Source organism: Rhodococcus sp. 15-2388-1-1a, from assembly GCF_002259145.1.
In the GTDB taxonomy this organism is placed as follows: Bacteria; Actinomycetota; Actinomycetes; order Mycobacteriales; family Mycobacteriaceae; genus Rhodococcoides.
In genome coordinates, this window is sequence record NZ_NPFP01000001.1 from 1 (window position 1) to 25,389 (window position 25,389).

Here is a 25,389-nt window from a genome sequence, read left to right on the forward strand (position 1 = left end):
GAGGGGTGAAGGGGGTGAGCGAGGGCGATGGTGCGGCTCTGTCGGCTGGTTTTGTCGCAAATGCGCGCGCATTCGTCGTACGCGCGCATTTGCCAGGAGCGCGCAAAATAGACCCCGAATCGCTAGCGAATCCGCGCGCGTACGACGAATGCGCGCGCGTTTGCGGGATTACGGGGCGGACGTGGGCGCACTCAGGAGTGCACGGGTGCTGGTTCGCGGGTGCTGGGGGTCGGCCCTCTGCGGCTGAGTCTGTCGCAAACGCGCGCGCATTCGTCGTACGCGTTCGGATTCGCTAGCGATTCGGGGTCGATTTTGCGCGCACCTGGCAAATGCGCGCGCGTTTGCGGGGAGTGAGCCGGGGGTGGGGTGCGGGGATGGTGGCAGGGCGAGACCACGCAGCGACTCAGAGGCTCAGCACTGTCCCGCACCCGCGGCGTCGAGTCCCCGCAGAATTTCGTTCTGATCGCTGGGTGGGACGTCGTTCCAGCTGGGTGCGGTGGTCATTTCGTTGCGCAGACCCTCGACCGACGTGGCGCGATCGGAGATTCCGGTCTGCTCCAGTGCATCGATCGACGTCATGAACTGCGTGCAGGTCTGCTGGTAGAGCGCTTCACCGGTGACGCCGGAGGTCGCGTCGCTCGGAGCCGCGGGCTCGGCGGCGGGCGGTGCCTCCGGTGCTTCGGCAGCAGGAGCAGGGGCAGGAGCCGGAGCCGGCGAATCGACCGTGGTGCTGGCGGGCACAGTCGTGGAAGCCGCAGACGTCGTCGTGGCTGCGGCGGAAGTGGTCGACGCTTCCTCGGTCGACGGGTCGCTGCTACATCCGGCAATCGAGACGGCCACGATCAGCCCGAGCAATCCGGTCGCGATTTTTCCGTTCATCGCCACTGTGTACCACCCCGGCGAAATCACCGACGTCAGAGCAGTGTCTGCGCACGTCCGGTGATGGTGCTCAGAGCCGTCGACCAGGCGCGGTTCTTCGGGTCGAGGAACGCGCCGTGACCGGCTCCCGGCAGTACGACCAGTTCGGTGTCGGTGCTGCCTGCCTTGGTCGCGGCATCGACGTAGACGCGGCTCTGGTTCACCGAGACGGTTTGGTCGGCATCACCGTGCAGCGCGGTCAGTGGGACGTCGAGCGGGAGGTATTCGATGGGGGAGGCGATCTTGTAGCGTCCGGGCACTTCGTTGGGCATGCCGCCGAGGAAGGCAGGCACGAACTTGTCGCCGCCGATGTCGGCCGCTCGTTTCATGTCGAAGACGCCCGCCATGATGGTGGCGCTGCGGGGCTTGATCTTCGGTTCCGCTCCGGGCGCATCGACCGGCATCAGGTGTCGAGCGGCAACCCATGCGGCCAGCTGTCCACCGGCGGAATGTCCGGCGACGTGGACGCGATCGAGGTCGAGTCGCCCGTCCGCCGCACCCTGCACGACGGTTGCCAGTGCCTCGGTGGCGTCGTCGACGTCGGAGAGGGTGTTGGCCCAGTTGTTCGGCCCACGCCGGTACTCGACGTTCCACACGGCGATGCCTTGATCTGCGATGGCCTTCGACATCTGTTGGAAGTACGACAGGTCGAGGTCTTCCTGCCACCCACCGCCGTGAATCATCACCACCACCGGGAGCGAACTGGCGGTGTTCTCGGGTAGGTACAGATCGCCGATGTTGTCCGAGTCGTATCCGTACTTCAGTCTGATGGGATCCCCGGCTGGGGCCGATACCGGTTGCAGCGCAGCCGAATACGTCTCGGCGGTACTCGGTGAGGAGTCGGTGTCGGCGGAGCTGCAGCCGACCAGCGTCACAGCGAGCAGGCCGGAGAGGAAATGACGACGATTCACGCGCGCTGCGCCGTCCACTCGAGCAGTTCGGCGAGCGGCCAGGTGTTGATCACACGCTCGGTGGGGACGCCACGCGCTTCGGCGCGGATGCAGCCATAGCCCTGCCAGTCGAGCTGCCCGGGTGCATGCGCGTCGGTGTCGATGGAGAACAGGCAGTCGCGTTCGAGGGCGATGTCGATCAGTCGCTCGGGGGGATCCTGGCGCTCGGGCCTGGCGTTGATCTCCACTGCGGTGTCGAATTGGCGGCAGCCCTCGAACACCACGGGAGCGTCGAACGTCGATTCGGGCCTGGTGCCGCGGCCGCCTTCGACGAGCCGTCCGGTGCAGTGACCGAGGACGTCGACGTGCGGGTTGGCGATGGCGGTGACCATGCGCTTGGTCATGGTCTTGGAGTCGGCGCGCAGATTGGAGTGCACGCTCGCCACCACCACGTCCAGCTCGGCGAGCAGACCTTCGTCCTGGTCGAGTGATCCGTCGTCGAGAATGTCGACTTCGATTCCGGTGAGGATGCGGAACGGTGCGAGCCGCTCGTTGAGCTCGGCGATGACGTCGAGCTGTGCTCGCAGGCGCTCGGCAGTGAGGCCGTTGGCGACCTTGAGGCGAGGGGAATGATCGGTGAGAGCGCAGTATTCGTGGCCGAGCCGCGCGGCGGTGCGCATCATCTCCTCGATGGGGCTGCCGCCGTCGGACCAGTTGGAATGGGTGTGCAGATCGCCCTTCAGTGCGCCGCGAAGTTCGTTGTCGCCGATGGGTTCTGCCGCGTCACGTTGCTCGAGGAGATAGTCCGGGACGTCCTGGGTCAGAGCCTGGCGAATGATCAGCGAGGTCTTGGCTCCGATGCCGGCCAGCGAGGACCAGCTGTCTGCCTTCTCGTGCTCGGATCGTTGTGCGGGAGTGAGGGATTCGACGACATCGGCGGCCCGACGATAGGCCTTGACTCGATGGGTGTCCGAGCGTGAGCGTTCGAGCCAATACCCGATCTCTCGAAGTGCGTCCACCGGATCCATGGGTTCCATTGTGCCTGGCGATACCGACACGTGTTCACGGGGTAAACGGACAAAACTCTCAGGGAGTTACCAGGTCGCTCACTACCCATAGGCTTGAAGCTGCAACTATCATCGGCAGTCATGACCAAGAAATGGTGGATCGTAGGAGTAGTTGTCGTCGTCGTGGCGGCGCTCGGGCTGTACTTCGGCCCCAAGATCTATGCATCGCTGCAAGGAGACGACGCACCGGCAGCATCGGTGTCCACCTCGGGCGCGCAGGCCGCCAGTACCGAGAGCATCGACGGGCGGTGGATCGTCACCGCAGGTGACGCTGCCAACGCGACCGCTGCGGGCTACACCGTCGACGAGGTGCTCAACGGATCCGATGTCACGGTCGTCGGTTCGACGACCGAGGTCGCGGGCAACGTCGTCATCGCCGACGACACCCTCACCGAGGGCCAGGTGGTCGTCATGACCAACTCGATCAGCACCGACAGTGATCGTCGTGACAGCCAGTTCCGCGGCAACATCTTCGACACCGCCACGTACCCGACGGCGACGTTCAACATCGACTCGCCGATCGACCTGTCCTCGCTGCCCAAGGACGGCACCACCGAAACCGTCACCGCCGAGGGCACATTGACGCTCAAGGATCAGACGCGTCCGGTCTCGGTGCAGATGGAGGTACTGCAGTCCGGTGACACGCTCATCGCGTCGGGCGCAATTCCGACCACGTGGGCCGATTACGGAATCGAACCGCCGTCGCTCGGCTTCGTCACCGTCGAGGGCTCGGGAACCGTCGACTTCCTGATCAATCTGAGTCAGCAGTAGCGCGTTCTCTCGCGGCCCCGGGCGTCCATCCCGGCGGTCCGACGAGATATCCGACGCGTTCCTTCCATGACCGCGATGCCGCAACATCCCGCGCGATGTTGCGGTATTCGTGTGTTTGGAGGGTCCAGATGTTGAACGTGTCGACGGGCTTGGTGAGGCCGTAGTTCGGGCGCTCGACCTCCTCGGCGTAGGTGCCGAACAAGCGGTCCCAGATGATGAGGATGCCGCCGTAGTTCTTGTCGAGATACTGCGGATCGCGACCGTGATGGACGCGATGATGCGAGGGCGTGTTGAAAACGAACTCGAACGGACGCGGCAACCGGTCGATGCGCTCGGTGTGCACCCAGAATTGGTAGACGAGGTTGATCGAGAAGCCGACGAACACCATCCACGGCGGCATGCCCAGCAGGGGAAGCGGTAGCCACATGATGACCTCGCCGCTGTTGTTCCACTTCTGTCGTAGCGCCGCCGCGAAGTTGAAGTACTCGCTCGAATGATGGGCCTGATGCGTCGCCCAGATCAGTCGGGTTCGATGCGCGATGCGGTGATAGCCGTAGAACAGCAGGTCGACGCCCAGGATCAGGATCACCCACGTGTACCAGGCGTCGGCCGGGAGATGCCACGGCGCGACGTAGACATAGATGGCTGTGTAGCCGACGAGGGCCAGCGCCTTCCACGCCGTGGTGGTCGCGATGGACACCAGGCCCATGCTCAGGCTGGAGCGCGCATCTCTGGCGGAGTAACCACCGCGTTCACCGTCTTCGAGCTTCGCGGCCGCAATCCACTCGATTGCCAGCAGCAGCGCGAACGCGGGGATGGCCAACGCCACGGGATCGCGCAGCGGTTCGGGTAGAGCGTTCCACGCCGAACCGATCCAGTCGCTCATCGAACCTCCCGCGTGACAGTGAGAGACCAAGTGTAACGCTGCCTGGCCGGCTTTCCTACGGCTCGTACCGTGGAGGACGCACTATCGACCAAGTGATCGGAGTCGGACTTGTTGCAGAAGATCGCGTCCACGGCTGGAGAGGTGGGCTCGTCAGTGTTGGGTGTCGTCGGGATTCGTGTCGGTACCGAGGAACCGCAGCACACGAGCCGGCGACTGACCGATGCGGTGGAGATCCGTCGGTACGAACCGCGTATCGCGGCGCAGACCACGGTCGACGCCGACGAGGAAGAGGCGCGCCAGGAGGGTTTCCGTCGCCTGGCCGGATACATCTTCGGTGGGAACGGGGGCAAGCAGAAGGTCGCGATGACCGCTCCCGTCAGTCAGTCGTCCGCAGGCTCGCAGAAGATTGCGATGACTGCCCCGGTGTCGAGCACCCCCGGCAGCGACGGCTGGGTCGTCCGGTTCTTCATGCCGGCCGAGTGGACGATGGACACGCTGCCCACGCCCGACGACGACCGTGTGACGTTGACGGAGGTTCCCGCGGAGACGGTGGCCGTGCTGCGTTTCAGCGGTGGCCGCGGCCGGGGCGACGTCGAACCGCAGATGGCAGCGCTGACCGAAGCGCTGCGCGCACACGGCATCGAGATGCTGGGTGAGCCGATGACCTGGTTCTACGATCCTCCGTGGACCTTGGCGCCGTTCCGACGCAACGAGGTGGTCGTGGCGGTACCGGAAGGGTCCTGACGCGTCGGGGTATTCCGGCAACTGCTCGCTAATTTCCTACCGAAATGATAGGAATTTAGCGTGCACATCACGGCCAAGGCGGACTATGCGGTTCGGACGCTCGTCGAACTCGCTGCGGTCGGTGGGCAGCAGCCCGCGAAAGCCGAGGCGCTGGCCACCGCGCAGGGCATACCGCACAAGTTCCTCGAATCGGTGCTCTCGGATCTGCGTCGTGCAGATCTGGTGTGCAGTAGAAGGGGGCCCGACGGCGGCTACTGGCTGGCGCGGGAGGCGTCGGACATTTCTGTTGCCGACGTGATGAGGGCCGTGGAGGGCCCGCTGGCGTCGGTGCGCGGTCAGCGGCCCGAGGATGCGGAGTATTCCGGTCCGGCCGAGCCGCTCACCAGAGTGTGGCTCGCGGTACGCGCCAATCTGCGTGCGGTACTCGAATCGGTGTCGCTTGCGGACATTGTCGAGGACGACTTGCCGGACTTCGTCGGGGAGCTGATCAGCGAGCCGACCGCATGGGCGCGTCGATGACGTGAGTCACATCTGCTGGTCGGTGTGGCGCGATCGTCAAAATTGCACATCACTGCAAACTTGCAGGATCGTGCAAGTTCCGTAGGTTGGTATGCGTGACCTCTCCGACGGGCCTTCGCGATCTGAAGAAGGCCGCCACCCGCGACGCCCTCGGCATGGCCGCCGTGCGTCTGGGTAAGGAACACGGCTTCGACGCGGTCACCGCCGACGCCATCGCGCACGAAGCGGGAGTCTCCACCCGCACGTTCCACAACTACTTCTCCAACAAGGAAGAAGCAGTTCTTCATCACATCGAAGTGTCTGCCCTCGAATGGTTCGAGCTCCTGCGCGCCAGGCCGTCTACCGAGCCCATCTGGGACTCGTTGCGGCACATCGCAATCAACCTCGTCGCGGACCCCGGTCGGGATCTGGACGACACCTTCGCGGCGGCGCGGCTGATCGAAGCCAACCCCGCCCTGATGGCCCGCAAGCTCGAAATGCACCAATCGCTGACCCGCAAACTCGGCGAAGCCATCGCCGAGCGAACCGGCACCGATATCGACACCGACCTCTACCCCAACCTGCTCCAGATGGCCGTCGGTGGTGCCGTCACGGCAGCACTGAACATCTGGGTCACCGACTCCGCAGGCGCATCGACACCGAGAGCCCTCATCGAGGACGCCTTCGATCAACTCCGAGCCGGGTTGCCCGAGCCCAAGGGTCGTTCCGCAGGCTCCACTCCCGAACCCAACACCCCCACGTCCGAACCCAACCGAGGAGCTTGACAGTGGCCACCTATCTCTACCGAATCGGAAGATTCGCGTACCGACGCAAGGGCATCGTCCTCGGACTGTGGCTGGCGATTCTGGTTCTCGCCGGGGTGGGCGCTGCGACGCTGTCCGGCCCGACGGTCAACTCGTTCTCCATCCCGGGCACGCCCGCGCAGGCCGCACTGGACCTGCAGTCCGAGCGCTTCGGCTCCGCAGAGGATCCGCTGACCGCAGTCAGCGCGGAATACGTGTTCCAGGCACCCGACGGGCAGACGCTGGACACCCCGCAGTACACCTCGGCCATCGATGCCAGCATTGCCGAGATCCAGAAGATCGACGCAGCCAAGCCTGCGGAAGGCGCTCCGGCACTGGCCAACCCGGTCGCGGCCAACCAGTCGATCGTCGAGCGGTACACCGAAGCGGCAACGGAGGCGGGCACTCCGGCCGACCAGGTAGCCGCCGACGCCGCTGCCACGTCACCGCTGAGCCCCAACGGCAACGTCGGCACGGTCACCGTGCCGATCAACGTCGAACTCGCCGACGTCACCGACCAGATCCGCACCGAGCTCGACGAGGCCGCGCAGCCCGCCCGTGACGCAGGCCTGACCGTCCTGCTCGGCGGTACCGTCGCGCAGGAGAACGTCTCGCCCGGCGGAACCTCGGAGCTCGTCGGTCTGGCCGTCGCCGCCGTCGTGCTGCTCATCATGTTCGGCTCCGCAGCAGCCGCGAGCCTGCCGCTCATCACCGCCATCGTCGGCATCGGTATCTCGAGTCTGGCGATCACCACGGCAACCGGCTTCGCCGACCTGTCGTCGTTCACGCCGGTTCTCGCCATCATGATCGGCCTGGCCGTCGCCATCGACTACTCGCTGTTCATCCTCGCCCGCTATCGACACGAGTTGACGCTCACCGACGACCGCGAGGAGGCCGTCGGGCGGTCCGTGGGAACCGCAGGCTCGGCCGTCGTGTTCGCCGGCGCGACCGTGCTCATCGCCCTCGTCGCACTGCGCGTCGTCGGCATCCCGTTCCTGTCCCAGATGGGTGCGGCAGCCGGATTCGCGGTGTTCATCGCGGTCCTCATCGCACTGACGTTCCTGCCCGCCATGCTCGGCCTCTACAAGGGCAAGGCCTTCGCAGGCAAGATCAAGGGCGTCAACACCACCGACCCGGAAGACCCGAACGCCAAGCCCACCAACGGACTCCGGTGGGCCCGCTTCCTGGTCAAGAAGCCCGCTCTCGGACTCATCGGCGGCATCGTTCTCCTCGGCGTCATCGCAGGCCCGACCACAGGACTGTCGTTGGCACTGCCGTCCACCGCCACCGCCGACCCGTCGACGCCCGCGCGTCAGGCTTACGACATCGTCGACGACGGCTTCGGACCGGGACGCAACGGACCGCTGCTGGTCATCGCCGACGCGTCGAACGTGGCCGAGGCCGATCGGACTGCCTCTTTCGGCAAGGTCGTCGAGGCCATCACCGGGCAGTCGGACGTCACGAACGCGCAGATCATCGCCGTCAACCCGGCCGGTGACACCGCACAGATCCTCGTCACCCCGTCGTCCTCGCCGAACAGTGAGCAGACCAAGAACCTGGTGGCGAACCTGCGTGACGCCGAACCGGGCGTGGTGGCCAGCGACGGCGTCTCCTATGGCGTCACCGGCCAGACGGCGCTCGAGCTGGACGTCTCCGAGCGACTGCAGGATGCGTTGATTCCGTACCTGGCAGTGGTCGTCGGCCTGGCATTCGTGCTGCTGATGCTGGTGTTCCGTTCCATCCTGGTGCCGCTGACCGCAACACTCGGCTTCCTGCTCAGCGTGCTGGCCACGTTCGGTGCCACGGTGTTCATCTTCCAAGAGGGTGGACTCGGCCTGATCTCCAACCCGCAGCCGATCGTCAGCTTCATGCCGATCTTCCTGATCGGTGTCGTGTTCGGCCTGGCGATGGACTACCAGGTGTTCCTCGTCTCGCGAATGCGTGAGGAGTTCGTCCACGGAGCCGCCGCCAAGGATGCCGTCGTCAACGGCTTCAAGTACGGCGCACGCGTGGTCACCTCGGCAGCGATCATCATGATCTCGGTGTTCGCCGCATTCATCGCCGAGCCGGACTCGTTCATCAAGTCCATCGGATTCGCGCTCGCCGCCGCCGTGTTCTTCGACGCGTTCGTCGTGCGCATGGTGCTGATTCCGTCCGTGATGGCGCTGCTCGGCGACAAGGCCTGGTGGCTGCCGAAGTGGCTGGACAAGGTTCTGCCGGACGTCGACATCGAAGGTGCCAAACTGAAGACTGCACCGGAGAAGTCCGCGTAGTTCTCGACTGCAGCCGGTCGGCCGAAGATTGCCCGCAACACTCGAAAAACGGAGAGACTGTTATCCATGTGTACGAGTAATCTTCGGCCATCATGCTGATCCCCCTGCTGCGCACGTATCTGGCTCCGTACAAGATGCCGATCGTCGCGCTGATTCTGCTCCAACTGGTCGCCACGCTGGCGGCACTGTTCCTGCCCAGTCTCAACGCCGACATCATCGACAAGGGCGTCACCACCGGCGACACGGGCTACATCCTCTCCGCAGGCGGAGTGATGTTGCTGGTGTCTGCAGTGCAGATCATCAGCTCGGTGTCGGCGGTGTTCATCGGTGCGCGCGCGGCCATGGGTGTCGGACGCGACCTGCGTGGGGCCATCCTGCATCGCGTCGGCACGTTCTCCGCCCGTGAGGTCGGCCAGTTCGGCGCGCCGTCGCTGATCACCCGGAACACCAACGACGTTCAGCAGGTGCAGTTGGTGATCGTCATGGGGTTCACCATCGTGGTGATGGCCCCGATCATGTGCGTCGGCGGCATCGTGATGTCGCTGCGCGAGGATCTCGGGTTGTCCTGGATCCTGATGATCGCGGTGCCGGGGCTCGCGATCTCCATGGGCCTGATCATCATCAAGATGGTGCCGGCGTTCCGCTCGATGCAGAAGCGGATCGACGCCGTCAATCGTGTTCTGCGTGAGCAGATCACCGGAATTCGCGTGGTGCGAGCGTTCGTTCGCGAGGATTTCGAGATCGACCGTTTCGGATCGGCCAACGCCGCGCTCACCGGTACCGCCCTGCGCGTCGGACGGCTCATGGCCCTGATGTTCCCGACGGTCATGCTCATCAGCAACGTCACCAGCGTCGCCGTCATCTGGTTCGGTGGCCATGCGATCGACGAGGGCACGATGCAGATCGGCTCGCTCACAGCACTTCTGAGCTACATCATGCTCATCCTCATGTCGGTGATGATGGCCTCGTTCATCGCGATGATGGTTCCCCGCGCGTCGGTGTGCGCCGATCGCATCAGCGAGGTACTCGCCACCGAATCCTCGGTCGTGTTGCCCCGCGAGCCCAAGACGTTCGCGTCGTCGCCGGGAACCGTCGAGCTCGTGAACGCCGAATTCTCTTTCCCCGGAGCCGAATATCCGGTGCTGTGCGGGGTGAACCTCACAGCCGAGGCAGGCAAGATCACCGCCATCATCGGCGGCACCGGCTCGGGAAAGTCCACTCTCGTCAACCTGATTCCGCGACTCATCGACGTCACCGGCGGTGAGGTACGCGTCGGCGGAGTCGATATCCGCGAACTGGATCTGGACCTGCTGCGTTCCGAGATCGGCCTGATCCCGCAGAAGCCGTACCTGTTCTCGGGCACCATCGCGAGCAACCTGCGCTACGGCAAATCCGATGCCACCGACGACGAACTGTGGGAGGCACTCGAGATCGCCCAGGGAGCCGACTTCGTTCGCGCCATGCCCGAGGGATTGGAGACGCCCGTCGCGCAGGGTGGTACGACGGTCTCCGGCGGTCAGCGGCAACGCCTCGCCATCGCTCGCGCGCTGGTGCGCAAACCCAGCATCTATCTGTTCGACGACTCGTTCTCCGCACTCGACCTCACCACCGACGCCAATCTGCGCGCGGCTCTGAAGGCAGTGACGCGAGATGCGTGCATGATCGTTGTCGCCCAGCGCGTTTCGACGATCATCGACGCCGATCAGATACTCGTACTCGACGACGGAAAGCCGGTAGGTGTGGGTACCCACGACCAATTGATGGCCGATTGCCCCACCTACGCGGAGATCGTCGACTCGCAGCACGCAGTGGGTGCACTGTGACCGCGCAGGTGGAGAAGGCGGAAGAGGAGGACATCGCCCCCGTCTCCAAGACTGTGAAGCCGGGAACCAAGGCCCGCAACTTCAAGGGTTCGTTCAAGCGTCTGGTGGGCCTGCTCGCTCCCGAGCGAATGCTCCTGTCGGTGATGCTGGCATTCGGTATCGCCAGCACCGTGCTGACCGTCGCAGCACCCAGCGTCCTCGGACACGCGACGGACCTCATCTTCAACGGCGTCGTCGGCCGCGAGCTCGATCCGGGTCAGACCAGAGATCAGGCCATCGACCAACTCCGGGCGGAGGGGAACGACTCCATCGCAGATCTGGTGTCCGGGACGAACCTGACCCCCGGAGCCGGAATCGACTTCGGTGCAGTGGGAACCGTGCTGTTGTGGGTGCTGGTTCTGTATGTGCTCTCTGCGGTGCTGGCCTGGGCGCAGGGATACATCCTCAACATCGCGCTGCAGCGTCGAATCCTGTTGCTGCGCGGCAGCGTCGAAGCGAAGGTGCATCGCCTGCCGCTCAAGTACTTCGACAATCATGCTCGCGGCGAGACACTGAGCCGCGTCACCAACGACATCGACAACGTCTCCACGAGCCTGCAGCAGACGCTCAGCCAGTTGATCACCGGCATTCTCACCGTGCTGGGCATCCTCGGCGTCATGATCTGGATCTCGCCGTTGCTGGCTCTCGTTGCGGTGCTGACCATTCCGGCGTCGTTCGCGGTGACCGCCGTCATCGCCAAGCGTTCACAGCCGCACTTCGTTGCGCAGTGGAAGCACACCGGCAAGCTCAACGCGCAGATCGAAGAGACGTACACGGGCCACGAGATCGTCAAGGCCTTCGGCCGTCAGGCAGAGGTGGAACGCGAATTCGGCGAGCGCAACGAGAAGCTGTTCCAGTCGAGCTTCCGGGCGCAGTTCATCTCGGGCATGATCATGCCCGTCATCATGTTCCTCGGGAACATCAACTACGTGGTCATCGCCGTGGTCGGCGGGCTGCGGGTCGCGTCGGGCACACTCACGCTGGGTGAAGTGCAGGCGTTCATCCAGTACTCGCGTCAGTTCACGCAGCCGCTCACCCAGGTGGGTTCGATGGTGAACCTGGTGCAGTCGGGTGTCGCGTCGGCCGAGCGCATCTTCGAGGTCCTCGACGCCGAGGAAGAGGACGCCGACCCGGCCGATGCGGTGCGGCCCACCGAGCGCCGAGGACGCGTCGAATTCGAGGACGTCTCGTTCGGCTACTCTCCCGACCGCCCGCTGATCGAGAACCTCTCGTTGGTTGCCGATCCCGGGCATCTGGTCGCGATCGTCGGACCCACCGGCGCGGGCAAGACCACCCTGGTGAACCTCATCATGCGGTTCTACGAGATCGATTCCGGCCGAATCACCCTCGACGGCGTCGACACCAGGAAGATGACCCGCGAGGAACTACGCGCTCGCACCGGAATGGTGCTGCAGGACACCTGGCTGTTCGGCGGAACCATTCGCGACAACATCGCCTACGGCGACCCGAGTGCCAGCGAGGAAGAAATCCTCGAGGCCGCGCGCGTCAGTTACGTCGACCGCTTCGTGCACTCGTTGCCCGACGGCTACGACACGATCATCGACGAGGAGGGCAACAACGTCAGCGCCGGTGAGAAGCAGCTCATCACCATCGCCCGTGCCTTCCTGGCCAAGCCGCTGATCCTCATCCTCGACGAGGCCACGAGCTCGGTCGACACCCGAACCGAGCTACTGGTGCAGAAGGCCACCGCGAAGCTGCGCACCGATCGCACCAGCTTCGTTATCGCGCACAGGCTTTCGACCATCCGCGACGCGGACACCATCGTGGTGATGGAGAACGGCAGCATCGTCGAGCAGGGCAATCACGAGGAACTGCTCGCGGCCAGGGGTGCGTACTTCCGCTTGAATGCGGCTGGAGCGGCTCCGCCGCAGGTGCACGGCTGAGTCACCGGTCGTTCCGCAGGCTCCACTCCTGCCTCGTAGTGGGCTACGAATTTCCACTCACAAGCAGCGAAGCCGCATACTGACGCGGTGAGTTCCTCCAGTTTCGGCTTCGATATCGGCACCCGGCTCGACGGTGAGCTGGGCCGCACCGGCACCATCCACACCCCACACGGTGACATCGCCACCCCCGCGTTCATCGCGGTGGGAACCAAGGCGACCGTCAAAGCGGTGCTGCCCGAGGCGATGAAGGAGCTCGGCGCGCAGGCTGTGCTCGCCAACGCGTACCACCTGTATCTGCAGCCGGGCTCGGACATCGTCGACGAGGCAGGTGGGCTGGGCAAGTTCATGAACTGGGACGGGCCGACGTTCACCGACAGCGGCGGATTCCAGGTGATGTCGCTCGGTGTGGGGTTCAAGAAGGTCATCTCGATGGACGCCACGCGCGTGCAGTCCGACGACGTCATCGCCGAGGGCAAGGAACGGCTGGCTCACGTCGACGACGACGGGGTGACGTTCAAGTCCCATCTCGACGGCTCCAAGCATCGGTTCACTCCCGAGGTGTCGATGCAGATTCAGCATCGCCTCGGAGCAGACATCATGTTCGCATTCGACGAGCTGACCACGCTGATGAATACCCGCGGCTACCAGGAGAAGTCGGTCGATCGGACGCAGGCGTGGGCGAAGCGGTGCGTCCTCGAGCACGAACGACTCACGATCGAACGCGCCGACAAGCCGTATCAAGCGCTGTTCGGGGTGGTACAGGGCGCGCAGTACGAGGATCTCCGACGCAAGGCCGCACACGATCTCGAGACCATCACCGGAGAGACGGGTCGAGGGTTCGACGGCTACGGCATCGGCGGCGCACTCGAGAAGCAGAACCTGGGCACCATCACCCGGTGGGTGAACGAGGAACTGCCCGAACACAAGCCGCGGCACATGCTCGGCATCAGCGAACCGGACGACTTCTTCACCGCCATCGAGAACGGTGCCGACACGTTCGACTGCGTCAATCCCTCACGCGTGGCACGCAATGCGGCGATCTACGTGCCGACTGGACGCTTCAACATCAACACCGCCAAGCATCGACGCGACTTCACCCCGATCGACGAGAACTGCGACTGCTACACCTGCGCGCACTACACCCGCGCGTACATCCATCACCTGTTCAAGGCCAAGGAAATGCTCGCCTCGACATTGTGCACCATCCACAACGAGCGCTTCACCGTCAAACTCGTCGACGACATTCGCGCCGCCATCGATCAGGGACGCTTCGCGGAATTCAAGACGGAGTTCCTGGGTCGTTTCTATGCGTCGAAGACTGCGTGAGCTGTTCTTCGAGCTCCGAAATGCGCTGTAGCAGTTCCTGTTCGCGCTCGGCGGCCTTGCGCTGGTAGACCTCGGACAGCTCCGCGAGGTAGGCCGCGTCGTAGCGGGGGATGATGCTGCGAGTGCAGTTCCAGTCGAATGCCTCGACGTCGATGACGACGCTGCGTTCGCACGTGGCCGCGACGGTCATGTCGCCAATCTTCCTCAGTCGGTCCAGCAGTTCGGGGTCGTCGGCCTTCTCGACGGTGCGTGCCCGCCCGTAGAGCTTGAGTCTTTGGCGCAGAGGGTAATTCACCAGAAGCAGCGCGACGCGATCGTTCTGATCAAGATTGGCTGCCGTCACGTACTGGTGGTTTCCGGCGAAGTCGGCGAAGCCCACCGTGCGATCGTCGAGAACCTGCAGGAAGCCTTTCGGTCCACTTCGATACTGGATGTAGGGCCAACCGGTCTCGGCGACAGTGGCGATCTGGAACTGGTCCAGCGCGCGAATCATGGCCTTCTCGCGAGTGTCGAGAGGCGTCGGACCGTCGTCGGGTCGTTCGGTCTGTGAGCCGTAGGCGGTGTAACTGCCGTCGACCTTCTGCCGCGCAATCGCAGCAGGACCGAACATCAAATGGTGATAGTGGTTGCTCTGCGGCACGGGTGTCACCATAGGTCAATCCGCGCGTTTCCCGGCCCCACGGCGGTGGATCACGTTCGCGACGGCGCCTCACCGAACCGGCGAGGTAGCCTGTTACTACCGGTTGTGTAGTAATAGAATCGCCCTGGGGGGACCAGTATGTTCGACGACGCCTTACCTGTGAGTTCGTCCCAGGCCGACATCTGGATTGCCCAACAGTTCATGCCCGACGTGCCCTTCACCATTGCCTACTACGTCGACATCGTCGGTGCCGTCGACGTCTACGCGTTGGCCCGCTGTGGCGGCAGGGCACATCGAGAGTTCTCGTCGTCGACGATGCGCATCATCGAGGTCGACGGCAGTCCGATGCAGCGGTTCGAGCCTCGGGAGACCGAGCGGGTCGAGATCCTCGATTTCCGCGGACACGACCGTCCGGCCGATGCCGCCAGGAGGTGGATGGACGACGATTGCCGCACGCCCTTCTCGATGGACGGACAGCTGGTGCGCTTGCGCGTCCTCCGCGTCGGGGACGATCGCGTTTTCTGGTACACCCGAGCCCACCACATCGCGCTCGACGGCTATGCCTCGATGAAGGTGCTCGAACGGGCGGCGGCTCTGTATGCGGCCGAGTCTTGTGGCGTCGAGCCCGAGCCGATGACGCCCACTTCACCGGCTGCCCTCCTTGCCGAGGACGAGCGCTACCGCGCATCCGCCCGCGCGCGACGCGATCGCGAACATTGGGAATCCGCGGATCTGGGCCATGCCGCGCCCTGGGGCCGAAGTGCTCAGCCTGCGTCGGTGCCGATCGTCGTTGGGGAGGATCGATCGATCTCCCTCGCCGGTCCCGGTCATGCGACCTCGACAGTGGTGATCGCAGCGTTCGCCGCGTACCTGGCGCGCATGAACGACACCGACGACGTGGATCTGTCGTTGCCGGTCTCTGCGCGGCCCACAGCACTGCTGCGCCGGGCCGGATCGTCGTTGTCGCATGTGGTGCCGTTGCGGTTGCCGGGCGTCGGATCGGCGACGGTGAACAGCGTGGTCAAGTCGGCCGAGGTGGCGATCGGGGCCGTGCTGCGGCATCAGCGCAGCAGACCGCAGGCGGCCGAGAGTGGACATGCCCTGCGCGATGGGCGTTTCGGGCCGACAATCAACGTGATGATGTTCGCGAACACCGTGGCCATCGGCGACTTCGACGGTGAGATCGACATTCTGACCACGGGCCCGGTGTCGGACCTCGCCGTCAACATCTACCCCGGTCGAGGTGGAGAGCGGCCGCGCATCGACTTCGAGGCCAACCCCGCCGCGTACACGCCGAGCGACCTCGCTCGCCACCACCGACGGTTCCTGCACTTTCTCGACCGTTTTGCCGAGTCCGGCTGCGGGGACACCGCGGTAGCAGACCTCGACCTGTTCTTGCCGCAGGAACCGCGTACGAACCCCGCGTCGGTGGGCGTGGCCGTGACGGAGCAGGGATCACTGAACGATGTGTTCTCGACGGCAATCACGCAGCACGGCAATCGAATTGCAATCCAGGACGCCGAAGTCTCCATCACCTACGGAGAATTGGGCTCGAGAGTCGCAGCACTCGCATCCATCTTGATCGCCCGAGGAATCGGTGCAGAGGACCGGGTCGCCGTTCGCGTCGGCCGATCCGTCGAGGGGGTCGTCGCGTTCTGGGCGATAGCACGAGTGGGCGCGGTGTACGTTCCGGTCGACCCGAATCACCCCCGCGAGCGGGCGCAGTTCGTACTGCGCGACAGCGGGGCGGTGTTGGGCCTGTGCACGGGCGGCGGCGAGTTCGGTGAGGTCGAAGGGTTGGACCTCGATACCGTTATCGCAGAGGGAGACTCGGGCAACGTTGCCGCGACGACAGCACCGCACCAGGCGGCGTACGTCATCTACACCTCCGGTTCCACCGGCACACCCAAGGGTGTCGTCGTGACCCACGATGGCATCGCCGCTCTGGTGCAACAGATTCGGAGCAGCTACGACCTGAACGTCGAGTCCCGAGTCTGTTACCTCGCCTCACCCGGATTCGACACGGCCATCGTCGAAGTGTTGGCCGCAGCGACAGCAGGTGCGGCAGTGGTCATCGCGCCGCCGGACAGCTACGGCGGCGCAGAACTGTCGGAACTGATTGCTCAGCAGACGATTACACATCTGCTGATCACACCCTCGGCTCTGGCCACGTTGGATCCCGCAGCGCTGGCGGGCGTCGGGACGATCATCATCGGCGGCGAAGCGGCCCCTCAGGATACGGTCGACCGCTGGTCGATGGGTCGACGACTGCTCAACGCCTACGGCCCCACCGAGACGACCTGCAGTGTCACGATGACCGCGCCACTGCACCCGGGCAGCGCGTTCGGAATCGGGCGAGCCATGGTCGGGGCAGTGATTCACCTCCTCGATCACACGCTGCGGCCTGTTCCGTCGGGTGCGGTCGGCGAGATCTACATCGAGACGCCCGGCGTTGCGCGCGGATATCTCGGCCGCACCCAGGACACAGCGGGGCGCTTCGTCGCGAACCCGTTCGGCAGCGTCGGGAGTCGGATGTTCCGCAGCGGAGACCGGGCGCGTCTGCGCGGCGACGCCACGCTGGAGTTCCTCGGCCGCACCGACGATCAGATCAAGATCCGGGGAAATCGCGTCGAACTGGGTGAGATCGACGCAGCGTTGCGGGCGCTCCCGGAGGTTGCCGCGGCGTCATCGGCATTGCGTCGCAGCCACACTGGCGACATGCGTATCGACGGCTACGTCGTGGCCGCGCACACCGAACACGTGCTCGACACCGAGCGCATGCGCAGGGATCTCACCGGGCAATTGCCTGCCCACATGGTGCCGGCGACCATCTCGATTCTCGACGAGATTCCGCTGACGATCAATCGGAAGGTCGATCGCGGCACACTTCCTGCGCCGGACCGCACCACGTCGACGACCGGTGCTCCAACCGAGCCGTCCGGTGCCACCGAGGAGATGGTGGCGGCAGCGTTCGTACGCGTCCTCGGCAGGGACGGTATCGATTGCGCTGCGTCGTTCTTCGATCTCGGAGGTGACTCGCTGGCGGCGACCAGAGTCGTGTCGGCGGTGCGGGCCGGGGCATCGGTGGACATCGGCGTGCGAGACCTCGTCGAGGCCCCGTCCGTGCAGGCCTTGGCGGCGCGGATCGATACACGTCGATGTGATGGGCTGCAGCAGAATTCGCGGCCCGAACGAGGTATGTCGCAGGGTGTGGCGGCGATCCCGCTGGCTCCGCAGCAACGTCACATCGATCGGAGTGCTCGGCTACCGCTGTACAACCTGCCGTTCACGGTCACGATGTCCGGGGAGTTCCACGCAGCGGCAGCCTCGCAGGCCTTGACCGATCTGATCGATCGGCACAGCACGCTGCGTACGCGCTATCCGGATGTCGATGGGGCTCCGGCTCAGGTCGTCGAGCCGGATTCTGCTGCGGTGGCACCGAATCTCGACGTTGTCGACTTCGATGACGCCGCAGTGACGTACACCCTCGAGAGAGCCTTCGATGTGCGGACCGAGTTCCCCATCCGGGCTCGCCTGTTCGCGGTAGCGCCCGATCGCCATGTGCTCGCGTGCGCTGTTCACCACAGTGCAGCGGACGGTTGGTCGCTGGGGCTGTTGGCGTCGGACTTCGTAGTGGCGTATCACGCCAGGATCGCCGGTACCGCACCGTCGTGGCCCGAACTACCCCTGCAGTACGCCGATTACAGCGTCTGGGCCGCTGACCGCGACGTGTCGGCCGACATCGAGTTCTGGCGCGCGGAACTGGCGGGTGTCCCCAGCCGCGCCGAGTTGCCTTTGGACCGCCCGCGGGCACGGAAGTGGGACTTCTCCGGCGCACGTACGTCGGTTCGTTTCGATGCACACGCGACGGAGAGGATGTCCGATTTGGCGCAGCGTTGTGGGACAGGACGATTCACCGTGCTTCGTGCGGCGCTGTTGATTCTGCTCGTAGAGGCCACGGAATGCACCGACCTCGTTATCGGAACCCCGGTTGCCGGACGCGCCGATCCGAGGCTCGAGCAGGTGGTCGGTACCTTCACCAACACCGTCGCGATCCGGACGGACATCGCAGCCGCAACGACCGTCGACGACGTCGTGCAGGCCTCTCGGTTCAGCGAATTACGGGCCTTCGACCATGCGTCGGTGCCGTTCGAGGACGTCGTCGCCGATCTCGCTGCCGAGTCGGCAGAGGCGCGGCACCCGATCTTTCAGGTCGCACTGTCGTGGGACGTCTTCAGCGCCGCGACCGTGGACGTCGGGAATGTTCGCTTCGAGATCACGCCGCGGCCGATCGACATCGCCAAGTGCGACCTTCATTTTCACGTCACCGAACGTCGGGACAGCGAAGGTAAGCCGATCGAGACTGCGGTCGATATCGTCTATCCCACAGCATTGTTCGACGCGAATGCCGTTGTCGCACTGGGGGAGCGTCTCGAGCAGATCGTGCATGAGATGGTCGCACAACCCGACTCGACGTGGCGATCCCTGGCAGCACTCGAACCGTCGGCGCAACTACTACATGGTGTGTAGCATGTGCGGTGCGTGAGGTGCACGCGACTTCGAAGCCAGCGGGAGAACGCATGTCCACCTTCAACGGCCTACCGGCCCACATTCTGCTCGTTCACTTCATCGTGGTGCTGGCACCGTTGACCGCGCTGCTCGCCATCGCGGCGAGTATCTGGTCCGGGGTGCGCAGCAGGCTCGTGTGGCTCATTGCAGCCCTGGCGGTGTTCACGTTGGTGTTGACGCCGTTGACGACCGAGGCAGGCGAGTGGCTCGAGAAGCGCGTCCCCGAGACCGCTGCGGTCGAACAGCACGCCGAAATCGGCGACTGGATGATTTTCTTTTCCGTCGGTCTTGTCGTCGTCGCCGCGGCGCTCGTGTTCCTGCATCTGCGTGAGCGTCGGGGCAGCGCGCCCGTGCGGTGGCAGTCGATCGCGGTGGTGGTCTTGGCAGTGGTGATCGGAGCGACCACAATCGTCCAGGTGTACAGAATCGGAGAGTCCGGCGCGCGCGCCGCGTGGGACGACGTATCGGTGACGGCCGGCGATGAGTGAGCCCGAGCCGAGCCTGCACGAGCACGAACCGCACGGAGATCTGTCCGGTCGGCTGAACTGGTTGCGGGCCGGGGTGCTCGGTGCGAACGACGGCATCGTGTCCACCGCCGGTCTGGTCGTCGGTGTTGCTGCCGCCACCACCGACCGTGGGTCGCTTCTGACCGCAGGCGTTGCGGGGCTTGTCGCGGGAGCGGTATCCATGGCACTCGGTGAGTACGTCTCGGTGAGCACACAACGTGACGCCGAGCGTTCGCTGTTGATCAAGGAACGTCGAGAACTCGACGAGCAGCCCGAGCAGGAATTGGCCGAGCTCGCGGCACTCTACGAAGCCAAGGGGCTGTCGGCCGACACCGCGCAGACCGTTGCTCGCGAACTCACCGAACACGATCCGTTTGCCGCACACGTGGACATCGAGTTGGGGATCGACCCCGATGCGCTGACCAATCCGTGGCAAGCAGCCGCGTCGTCGGCGGTGTCGTTCATCAGTGGTGCGCTCTTGCCGTTGCTCTCGATCCTGCTTCTGCCTGCGTCGCAACGTATTCCGGTCACCTTTGTCGTCGTGTTGCTCGCTCTGGCGTTGACCGGAACCATCAGCGCGCGCCTCGGTGGAGCGCCGAGTCGCCCGGCGGTGACTCGAATCGTGATCGGTGGCGCGATCGCGATGGCGGTCACCTACGCGATCGGCCAACTGGCGGGCGTCGCGGGCATCTGACCGAGATCAGCGAAAGATCGAGGTGGCGACTTCTCCGGTTTCGGGGGCCACCACATCTTGGACGACATCGAACAACGCCACCGAGATCACGGTGAACGCGAGGACGAGGACCAGTCCGGCCGCAAGGATTCCGCGATCCTGACGGTGCCGTGGTGGTTCGCTGAGGGCCTGCACGCGGCGAACGACGTCGCCGCCGGTACTGGCGAGAGTGCGGGTTCCATGGTCGAGGTGTTTGCGCAGCAAGGCGGTTCTGGCGATGGCGGACAACGTATCTCGACGGCCGAGTGTCGCTGCGCTCTCGTCGGCCTGGCGCTCCGCGGCGTGCCGGACCTTCGAGGGCACCGGCCGAAGAATCGGATCCAGCCGAGCCGCGATTTCACACATCTGAATCCACACGCTGTGGCGATGCCGTAGGTGCGCGCGCTCGTGTTCGACGACGGCGCGTAATTCGTTGTCCGACAGAGCCTCCGCGAGGCCGGTGGTGATCACGACGGCACCTCCGCCGGAGGGGACGGCGAAAGCGTCGGGAACGTCGGAGTCGACCACCACGATGCCGCCGGTTGCTCGCGCCTCGTCGCCGAATTCGGATGCGATGGACGTACTCACCACAACGCGTCGAACATGGCGGGCGACCTCGACCGAGCGCCAGAACATCAACGCGCAGATGACGATCCCCAGCGATACCCACACAACCTGAGCCGACGACAGAAAGACCGCGGCAACCGCGGCCAGGGATGCGGCCACCGCAAACGCGGTGACCATCGAGAGGATGGGCAACAGGACGACGGCAGTCGACGGGTTGAGTCGACGGTCGAGTTGTTCGGCTCCGAATCCCAGCAGCAGCGACAGCACCCACGGCAGCACTGCGACGACCAGGAGCAGGGTCATGGGTGTTGCTCGGCTGCGTCCGACTTGGCCAGCAGCTCTCGCAGCGTTGCCTCGTCCTCGGGGTCGAGTGCGGCCACGAAGCTGGCCAGCACATCGGCGCGTTCGGCTCGGGCGCCGAGTTCGGTCCGCATCCGCATCGCGGCCCGAAGTGCGGGGATCTCGTCGACCGGGGCGTTGAGGGTGTAGACGAAGGATCGCCCGCGCCGTTCGCGATCGACCAGGCCTTTGCCGTGCAGGCGCACCAGAGCGGTCATGACCGTCGTGTGTGCGAGATCCGAGCCGAGATGCTCGCGGGCCTGGGCCACCGAGAGTTCCGTGTGCTCGCCGAGCAACTCGAGGATCGACTCCTCCAACTGTCCGGACGCTCTACGCACTGCGATTCCTCACTCGGGTCGGTTACTTCGAGGATAGGCGACGGGTGGCTTTCACGATACCGATGTATGTCGTATTACTGGCGGACGGCACAATGCTGTAATACGCTGTCGGTATCAGCCCATCACCTCGAGGACCAGCCATGAGCGTCGAAGCGAATACTCGCGCGATAGAGAAGACCGTCGTCACCGACTTCAGTGACCGGATGAGCTACGGCGCATACCTGGACCTCGACACGTTGCTCAGCGCCCAGAAGCCGGTGAGCACCCCCGAGCATCACGACGAGCTGCTGTTCATCATTCAGCACCAGACCACCGAACTGTGGCTCAAGCTGGTACTGCACGAGACCCTGGCCGCGCGCGCAGCTCTCGATGCCGACGACATCGGTACCGCGCTGAAATGTGTTGCCCGGGTCAAGCACATTCAGAAGACGCTGACCGAGCAGTGGTCCGTCCTGGCCACGCTCACCCCGACGGAGTACTCACAGTTCCGTGGGTTTCTCGGCAACTCCTCGGGTTTCCAGTCGCATCAGTACCGGGCCGTGGAGTTCGTGCTCGGCAACAAGAATGCGGGCATGTTGACGGTCTTCGAGTCCGATCCGGCTGCGCACCAGTTACTTTCGACGTTGCTGCACGAGCCGAGCCTGTACGACGCCTTCTGGCAGTCGCTGGCGCGTCAGGGGTACGACGTACCGGCATCGGCGCTCGATCGCGATGTCACCGCGGCATACACGTTCAACGAGGATCTGATGCCGCTGATCAAGTTCGTCTACGAGAATCACACCGAACATTGGGCGGTGTACGAAGCCTTCGAGGAGTTCGTCGATCTCGAGGAGAACTTCCAGCTGTGGCGCTTCCGGCACATGCGGACGGTGCTCCGTACCATCGGAATGAAGAGCGGGACCGGAGGCTCGAGTGGTGTCGGATTTCTGCAGAAGGCACTCGAACTCACCTTCTTTCCCGAATTGCTCGCTGTGAGAACGGAAATCGGCCGATGATGGAACGTGCACTCGAACTCGACAACAAGGACCCGCTCCATAGCTATCGCGACAAATTCCTCGGCAGTGACGACCCGTCGATCACCGCGTATCTGGACGGCAACTCGCTGGGTCGGCCCACCAAGGCAAGCGTCGAACGGGTCAACACCTTCATGACGCAGGCCTGGGGTGGACGTTTGATCCGCGGTTGGGACGAGCAGTGGTTCGATCTCCCCGTCACCATCGGCGACGCCCTGGCCGACGCCACCCTCGGGGCAGCGTCCGGTCAGACCACCATCGGCGATTCGACGACGGTACTGCTGTACAAACTGGCACGGGCGGCGATCGCCATGCGGCCGGGTCGCACCGAGATCGTCATCGACCGCGACAACTTCCCGACCGACCGATACTTGCTCGAAGGCATTGCAGCAGAGCTGAATATGACCCTGCGATGGATCGAGACGGACCGCCGCGGTGGTATCGAGGCCGAACAACTCGCCGAGGTGGTGGGGGAGAACACTGCCTTGGTGGTGATCACCCACGTCGCCTACCGGTCGGGCTTCCTCGTCGACGTGGCCGAGACGACGCGCATCACGCACGCAGCCGGAGCGCTGATGCTGCTGGATGTGTGCCACTCCGTCGGGTCGGTACCGCTCGAACTCGATTCCTGGGGAGTGGATCTGGCCGTCGGATGCACGTACAAGTACCTCAACGGAGGACCCGGATCACCGGCCTTCGCGTACGTGCGCAGTGATCTGCAGGGCGATTTCGTCCAACCTATCTGGGGCTGGATGGGTCGCGCCGATCCATTCGAGATGGCGCAGGGTTACGTTCCGGCGCAGGGCATTCGACGCGTCATCAGCGGCACGCCGTCGGTGTTCGGGATGATCGCGATGCAGGACACCATCGAGATGATCGCCGAGGTGGGAATGGACGCGATACGCGCGAAGTCCGTTGCGTTGACCGAATACGCGCTCGAGCTCGTTCGCGAGATGCTGGTTCCGCTCGGGGTGGAGATCGCCTCACCCGAGGACTCGAATCGACGCGGCGGTCATATCACCATCGACCATCCCGAGTTCAAGGCGATCACCGCTCGCCTGTGGGATAAGGGCGTCATCCCGGATTACCGCGCGCCGCAGGGTATTCGCCTGGGATTGAGCCCACTGAGTACCTCGTACCGAGAGGTGTATCTGGGAATCGTGGCGATCCGTGACGAACTCCGCGCCTAGCACTGCCGGGGCCATCCTCGACGACTTCGACTCTCGCCCGGGAAGCGCCACCTCCTTGGTGCGTACCGTGCTCGGGGCTTACGTTCGCCCTCTGGGAGGGTGGTTCGCCATCGCCGATTTCGTCGTCTGGATGGACGCACTCGGGGTGCCACCGGAGAGCACGCGCATCGCGGTGGCCAGGTTGAAGAAGAAGGGCGTCGTCGAATCGAGTAATCGAGACGGCCGCACCGGCTATCGCATCACCGAGCAGGCCGACGCGATGTTCGCGCGCGGCGACGGTCGGATCTTCGGGTTCCGGCGGATGTCCGATGGCGATCCGTTTCGGCTCATCTCGTTCACCATCCCCGAGACCCAACGCGCCGCGCGCCACCAACTGAGGCGTCGACTCACCGGAATAGGATGCGGCACAGTCTCACCCGGTCTGTGGATCGCACCCGAATATCTCGCGGACGAGGCCGGTGCCATCGTCGACGCGTTGGAGCTCTCGCCCTACGTGACGACGTTCGTCGCGTCCGAGGTCGCGCCGCCGACCACGCTGCGTGAGAGCGCCGCGCAGTGGTGGGATCTGGCCGGCATCGCCGACCGGCATCGGGCATTCTTGGCCACCTACGACTCCGAAGTTCCGGCCGGGGATCCCCGCGACGCGTTCGTCACGTTCGTGCCGTTGCTCGACGAATGGCGCGTCATTCCCTACGTCGACCCGGGCCTTCCGCCGTCCATGACGCCGAAGGACTGGCCGGGAACCCGGGCCGTCGCGACCTTCGAGGCAGCGCGAGAGCGCTACCTCGAGGTCAGTCGAGAATGGGTCGCGACCTAACTGCTCTGATACGACGGTTCGCGCTTCTTGATGTACGAGATGACGCGGTACGTGATCGGCATGACGATGACCTCGGCCAGTGTCTTCCACAGGAATCCGACGATGACGTAGTTGATGAAGTCGGTCCAGGTGGTGATGCCGATGACTCCGGCGGCGATGGAGCAGAAGATCAGGGTGTCGAAGAATTCGCCGACGATGGTCGAGCCGATCAGTCGCGCCCACAGGTGCTTTTCCTTGGTGCGTTCCTTGATCTTGACCAGGACGACGGAGTTGAGCAGCTGCCCGACGGTATAGCCGGCGAGACCGGCGAGGACGAGTCGGGGGACGACACCGACGACGGTTTCGAGGGCCTCTTGGTTCTCGTAGAACGAGGCGGCGGGAAGTTCGATGGCGATCCAGAAGCACACCGAGGTGAGCAGCAACGATCCGAAGCCGAGGTAGATCGCGCGGCGTGCGGCCTTGAAGCCGTAGACCTCGCTGAGGACGTCGCCGAGGATGTAGGCGAGGGGGAACAGGAAGAATGCCCCGTCGGTATTGATCGGCAGGATTTGGAAGGGTCCGAGCATGACGTCGGACGAGGCGAAGAAGGCGACACCTTTGCTGGCGGCCACGTTCGAGATCAGCAGCGTCGCGACGAAAAGCGCGACGATGGTGGGGTAGTAGCCCCGGCTGATGTGAGCGAACGTGGCCTGCCCAGACTCGGTGCCGCCGTTGGCGGCGGTGTGTTCGGTAGTGGTCACTGCTCGATCCAAGCAC

The 25,389-nt window shown here is 64.6% G+C and carries 22 protein-coding genes; 14 read left to right on the forward strand and 8 right to left on the reverse strand.

Going from position 1 to position 25,389, the window contains the following annotated elements; all coding sequences use genetic code 11:
- Positions 1–411: 411 nt before the first annotated feature.
- From CH302_RS29850 to CH302_RS00020, 3 genes are read right to left on the reverse strand one after another with little or no spacing between them, the layout of a single operon-like run.
- Positions 412–879, reverse strand: coding sequence for a hypothetical protein (locus CH302_RS29850; protein WP_155292876.1), 468 nt, complete (start codon positions 877–879; stop codon positions 412–414).
- 35 nt (positions 880–914) lie between these two features.
- Positions 915–1,829, reverse strand: a complete 915-nt coding sequence (locus tag CH302_RS00015) for an alpha/beta hydrolase family protein (protein WP_037188839.1) — start codon at positions 1,827–1,829, stop codon at positions 915–917.
- Positions 1,826–2,836, reverse strand: a complete 1,011-nt coding sequence (locus tag CH302_RS00020; RefSeq protein WP_037188842.1) for a PHP domain-containing protein — start codon at positions 2,834–2,836, stop codon at positions 1,826–1,828. Before CH302_RS00020 ends, CH302_RS00015 begins: the two co-directional genes overlap by 4 nt.
- 120 nt (positions 2,837–2,956) lie before the next feature.
- Between CH302_RS00020 and CH302_RS00025 the strand changes: the two genes are divergently transcribed.
- The gene (locus CH302_RS00025) at positions 2,957–3,646 is read left to right on the forward strand and encodes a YceI family protein (protein ID WP_037187657.1); all 690 of its coding nucleotides are present in this window, start codon (positions 2,957–2,959) and stop codon (positions 3,644–3,646) included.
- Here CH302_RS00025 and CH302_RS00030 read toward each other — a convergent pair.
- On the reverse strand, positions 3,627–4,532 hold the full coding sequence (locus CH302_RS00030) for a sterol desaturase family protein (RefSeq protein ID WP_037187658.1): 906 nt from the start codon (positions 4,530–4,532) through the stop codon (positions 3,627–3,629). The genes CH302_RS00025 and CH302_RS00030 overlap by 20 nt on opposite strands.
- Before the next feature lie 108 nt (positions 4,533–4,640).
- On the opposite strand from CH302_RS00030, the gene CH302_RS00035 reads away from it, so the two are divergent.
- The 7 genes from CH302_RS00035 to tgt all read left to right on the forward strand — a co-directional run bounded on the left by CH302_RS00035 (position 4,641) and on the right by tgt (position 13,942).
- Positions 4,641–5,276 (forward strand): SOUL family heme-binding protein, encoded by a 636-nt coding sequence (locus tag CH302_RS00035; RefSeq protein WP_037187660.1) that lies wholly within the window; start codon positions 4,641–4,643, stop codon positions 5,274–5,276.
- A gap of 60 nt (positions 5,277–5,336) precedes the next feature.
- Positions 5,337–5,795, forward strand: coding sequence for an RrF2 family transcriptional regulator (locus tag CH302_RS00040; RefSeq protein ID WP_037187662.1), 459 nt, complete (start codon positions 5,337–5,339; stop codon positions 5,793–5,795).
- Between the two features lie 86 nt (positions 5,796–5,881).
- Positions 5,882–6,559 (forward strand): acyl-CoA-like ligand-binding transcription factor, encoded by a 678-nt coding sequence (locus tag CH302_RS00045; RefSeq protein WP_037187664.1) that lies wholly within the window; start codon positions 5,882–5,884, stop codon positions 6,557–6,559.
- Positions 6,560–6,561: 2 nt separating this feature from the next.
- A complete protein-coding gene (locus tag CH302_RS00050) occupies positions 6,562–8,850 on the forward strand; it encodes an MMPL family transporter (RefSeq protein ID WP_037187666.1) in 2,289 nt (762 codons plus the stop codon).
- Positions 8,851–8,942: 92 nt separating this feature from the next.
- Complete coding sequence (locus CH302_RS00055; protein ID WP_037187667.1) at positions 8,943–10,673, forward strand: ABC transporter ATP-binding protein; 1,731 nt, start codon at positions 8,943–8,945, stop codon at positions 10,671–10,673.
- Between the two features lie 8 nt (positions 10,674–10,681).
- Positions 10,682–12,616, forward strand: a complete 1,935-nt coding sequence (locus CH302_RS00060) for an ABC transporter ATP-binding protein (RefSeq protein WP_052047421.1) — start codon at positions 10,682–10,684, stop codon at positions 12,614–12,616.
- Positions 12,617–12,703: 87 nt separating this feature from the next.
- Positions 12,704–13,942 carry a tRNA guanosine(34) transglycosylase Tgt gene (gene tgt / locus CH302_RS00065; protein ID WP_037187671.1) on the forward strand — a complete coding sequence of 413 codons (1,239 nt, stop codon included), beginning with the start codon at positions 12,704–12,706 and terminating at the stop codon, positions 13,940–13,942.
- Here the strand turns inward: tgt and CH302_RS00070 are convergent.
- The gene (locus tag CH302_RS00070) at positions 13,896–14,552 is read right to left on the reverse strand and encodes a pyridoxamine 5'-phosphate oxidase family protein (protein ID WP_371828420.1); all 657 of its coding nucleotides are present in this window, start codon (positions 14,550–14,552) and stop codon (positions 13,896–13,898) included. The two genes, tgt and CH302_RS00070, sit on opposite strands and share 47 nt — an antisense overlap.
- Positions 14,553–14,741: 189 nt before the next feature.
- Here CH302_RS00070 and CH302_RS00075 point away from each other — a divergent pair, with 189 nt between their 5' ends.
- Genes CH302_RS00075 through CH302_RS00085 form a run of 3 tightly spaced genes read left to right on the forward strand, consistent with a single transcriptional unit; the run spans position 14,742 to position 20,351 of the window.
- Entirely contained in the window at positions 14,742–19,112 is a 4,371-nt protein-coding gene (locus CH302_RS00075; RefSeq protein WP_230596148.1) for a non-ribosomal peptide synthetase, read from the forward strand.
- Between the two features lie 50 nt (positions 19,113–19,162).
- A complete protein-coding gene (locus CH302_RS00080; RefSeq protein ID WP_037187676.1) occupies positions 19,163–19,639 on the forward strand; it encodes a DUF2231 domain-containing protein in 477 nt (158 codons plus the stop codon).
- The gene (locus tag CH302_RS00085; protein ID WP_037187678.1) at positions 19,632–20,351 is read left to right on the forward strand and encodes a VIT1/CCC1 transporter family protein; all 720 of its coding nucleotides are present in this window, start codon (positions 19,632–19,634) and stop codon (positions 20,349–20,351) included. The genes CH302_RS00080 and CH302_RS00085 overlap by 8 nt, the downstream gene beginning before the upstream one ends.
- A gap of 6 nt (positions 20,352–20,357) precedes the next feature.
- Here CH302_RS00085 and CH302_RS00090 read toward each other — a convergent pair whose 3' ends face one another.
- The gene (locus tag CH302_RS00090) at positions 20,358–21,239 is read right to left on the reverse strand and encodes a M56 family metallopeptidase (protein ID WP_037187680.1); all 882 of its coding nucleotides are present in this window, start codon (positions 21,237–21,239) and stop codon (positions 20,358–20,360) included.
- On the reverse strand, positions 21,236–21,613 hold the full coding sequence (locus CH302_RS00095) for a BlaI/MecI/CopY family transcriptional regulator (protein ID WP_037187682.1): 378 nt from the start codon (positions 21,611–21,613) through the stop codon (positions 21,236–21,238). Before CH302_RS00095 ends, CH302_RS00090 begins: the two co-directional genes overlap by 4 nt.
- A gap of 140 nt (positions 21,614–21,753) precedes the next feature.
- Between CH302_RS00095 and CH302_RS00100 the strand changes: the two genes are divergently transcribed.
- From CH302_RS00100 to CH302_RS00110, 3 genes are read left to right on the forward strand one after another with little or no spacing between them, the layout of a single operon-like run.
- On the forward strand, positions 21,754–22,608 hold the full coding sequence (locus CH302_RS00100; protein ID WP_037187684.1) for a tryptophan 2,3-dioxygenase: 855 nt from the start codon (positions 21,754–21,756) through the stop codon (positions 22,606–22,608).
- Complete coding sequence (kynU, locus tag CH302_RS00105) at positions 22,608–23,816, forward strand: kynureninase (protein ID WP_037187686.1); 1,209 nt, start codon at positions 22,608–22,610, stop codon at positions 23,814–23,816. Before CH302_RS00100 ends, kynU begins: the two co-directional genes overlap by 1 nt.
- Entirely contained in the window at positions 23,797–24,633 is an 837-nt protein-coding gene (locus CH302_RS00110; RefSeq protein WP_037187688.1) for a PaaX family transcriptional regulator, read from the forward strand. The genes kynU and CH302_RS00110 overlap by 20 nt, the downstream gene beginning before the upstream one ends.
- Here CH302_RS00110 and CH302_RS00115 read toward each other — a convergent pair.
- A complete protein-coding gene (locus CH302_RS00115; RefSeq protein WP_037187689.1) occupies positions 24,630–25,373 on the reverse strand; it encodes a queuosine precursor transporter in 744 nt (247 codons plus the stop codon). The two genes, CH302_RS00110 and CH302_RS00115, sit on opposite strands and share 4 nt — an antisense overlap.
- Positions 25,374–25,389: the final 16 nt, after the last annotated feature.

Excerpts from the sequence above, each read along its gene's own strand:
- CH302_RS29850 (WP_155292876.1), bottom strand. The coding sequence starts at position 879 with ATGAACGGAAAAATCGCGACCGGATTGCTCGGGCTGATCGTGGCCGTC.
- CH302_RS00020 (WP_037188842.1), bottom strand. The coding sequence starts at position 2,836 with ATGGATCCGGTGGACGCACTTCGAGAGATCGGGTATTGGCTCGAACGC.
- CH302_RS00025 (WP_037187657.1), top strand. The coding sequence starts at position 2,957 with ATGACCAAGAAATGGTGGATCGTAGGAGTAGTTGTCGTCGTCGTGGCG.
- CH302_RS00030 (WP_037187658.1), bottom strand. The coding sequence starts at position 4,532 with ATGAGCGACTGGATCGGTTCGGCGTGGAACGCTCTACCCGAACCGCTG.
- CH302_RS00055 (WP_037187667.1), top strand. The coding sequence starts at position 8,943 with ATGCTGATCCCCCTGCTGCGCACGTATCTGGCTCCGTACAAGATGCCG.
- CH302_RS00070 (WP_371828420.1), bottom strand. The coding sequence starts at position 14,552 with ATGTTCGGTCCTGCTGCGATTGCGCGGCAGAAGGTCGACGGCAGTTAC.
- CH302_RS00080 (WP_037187676.1), top strand. The coding sequence starts at position 19,163 with ATGTCCACCTTCAACGGCCTACCGGCCCACATTCTGCTCGTTCACTTC.
- CH302_RS00085 (WP_037187678.1), top strand. The coding sequence starts at position 19,632 with ATGAGTGAGCCCGAGCCGAGCCTGCACGAGCACGAACCGCACGGAGAT.
- CH302_RS00090 (WP_037187680.1), bottom strand. The coding sequence starts at position 21,239 with ATGACCCTGCTCCTGGTCGTCGCAGTGCTGCCGTGGGTGCTGTCGCTG.
- CH302_RS00100 (WP_037187684.1), top strand. The coding sequence starts at position 21,754 with ATGAGCGTCGAAGCGAATACTCGCGCGATAGAGAAGACCGTCGTCACC.
- kynU (WP_037187686.1), top strand. The coding sequence starts at position 22,608 with ATGGAACGTGCACTCGAACTCGACAACAAGGACCCGCTCCATAGCTAT.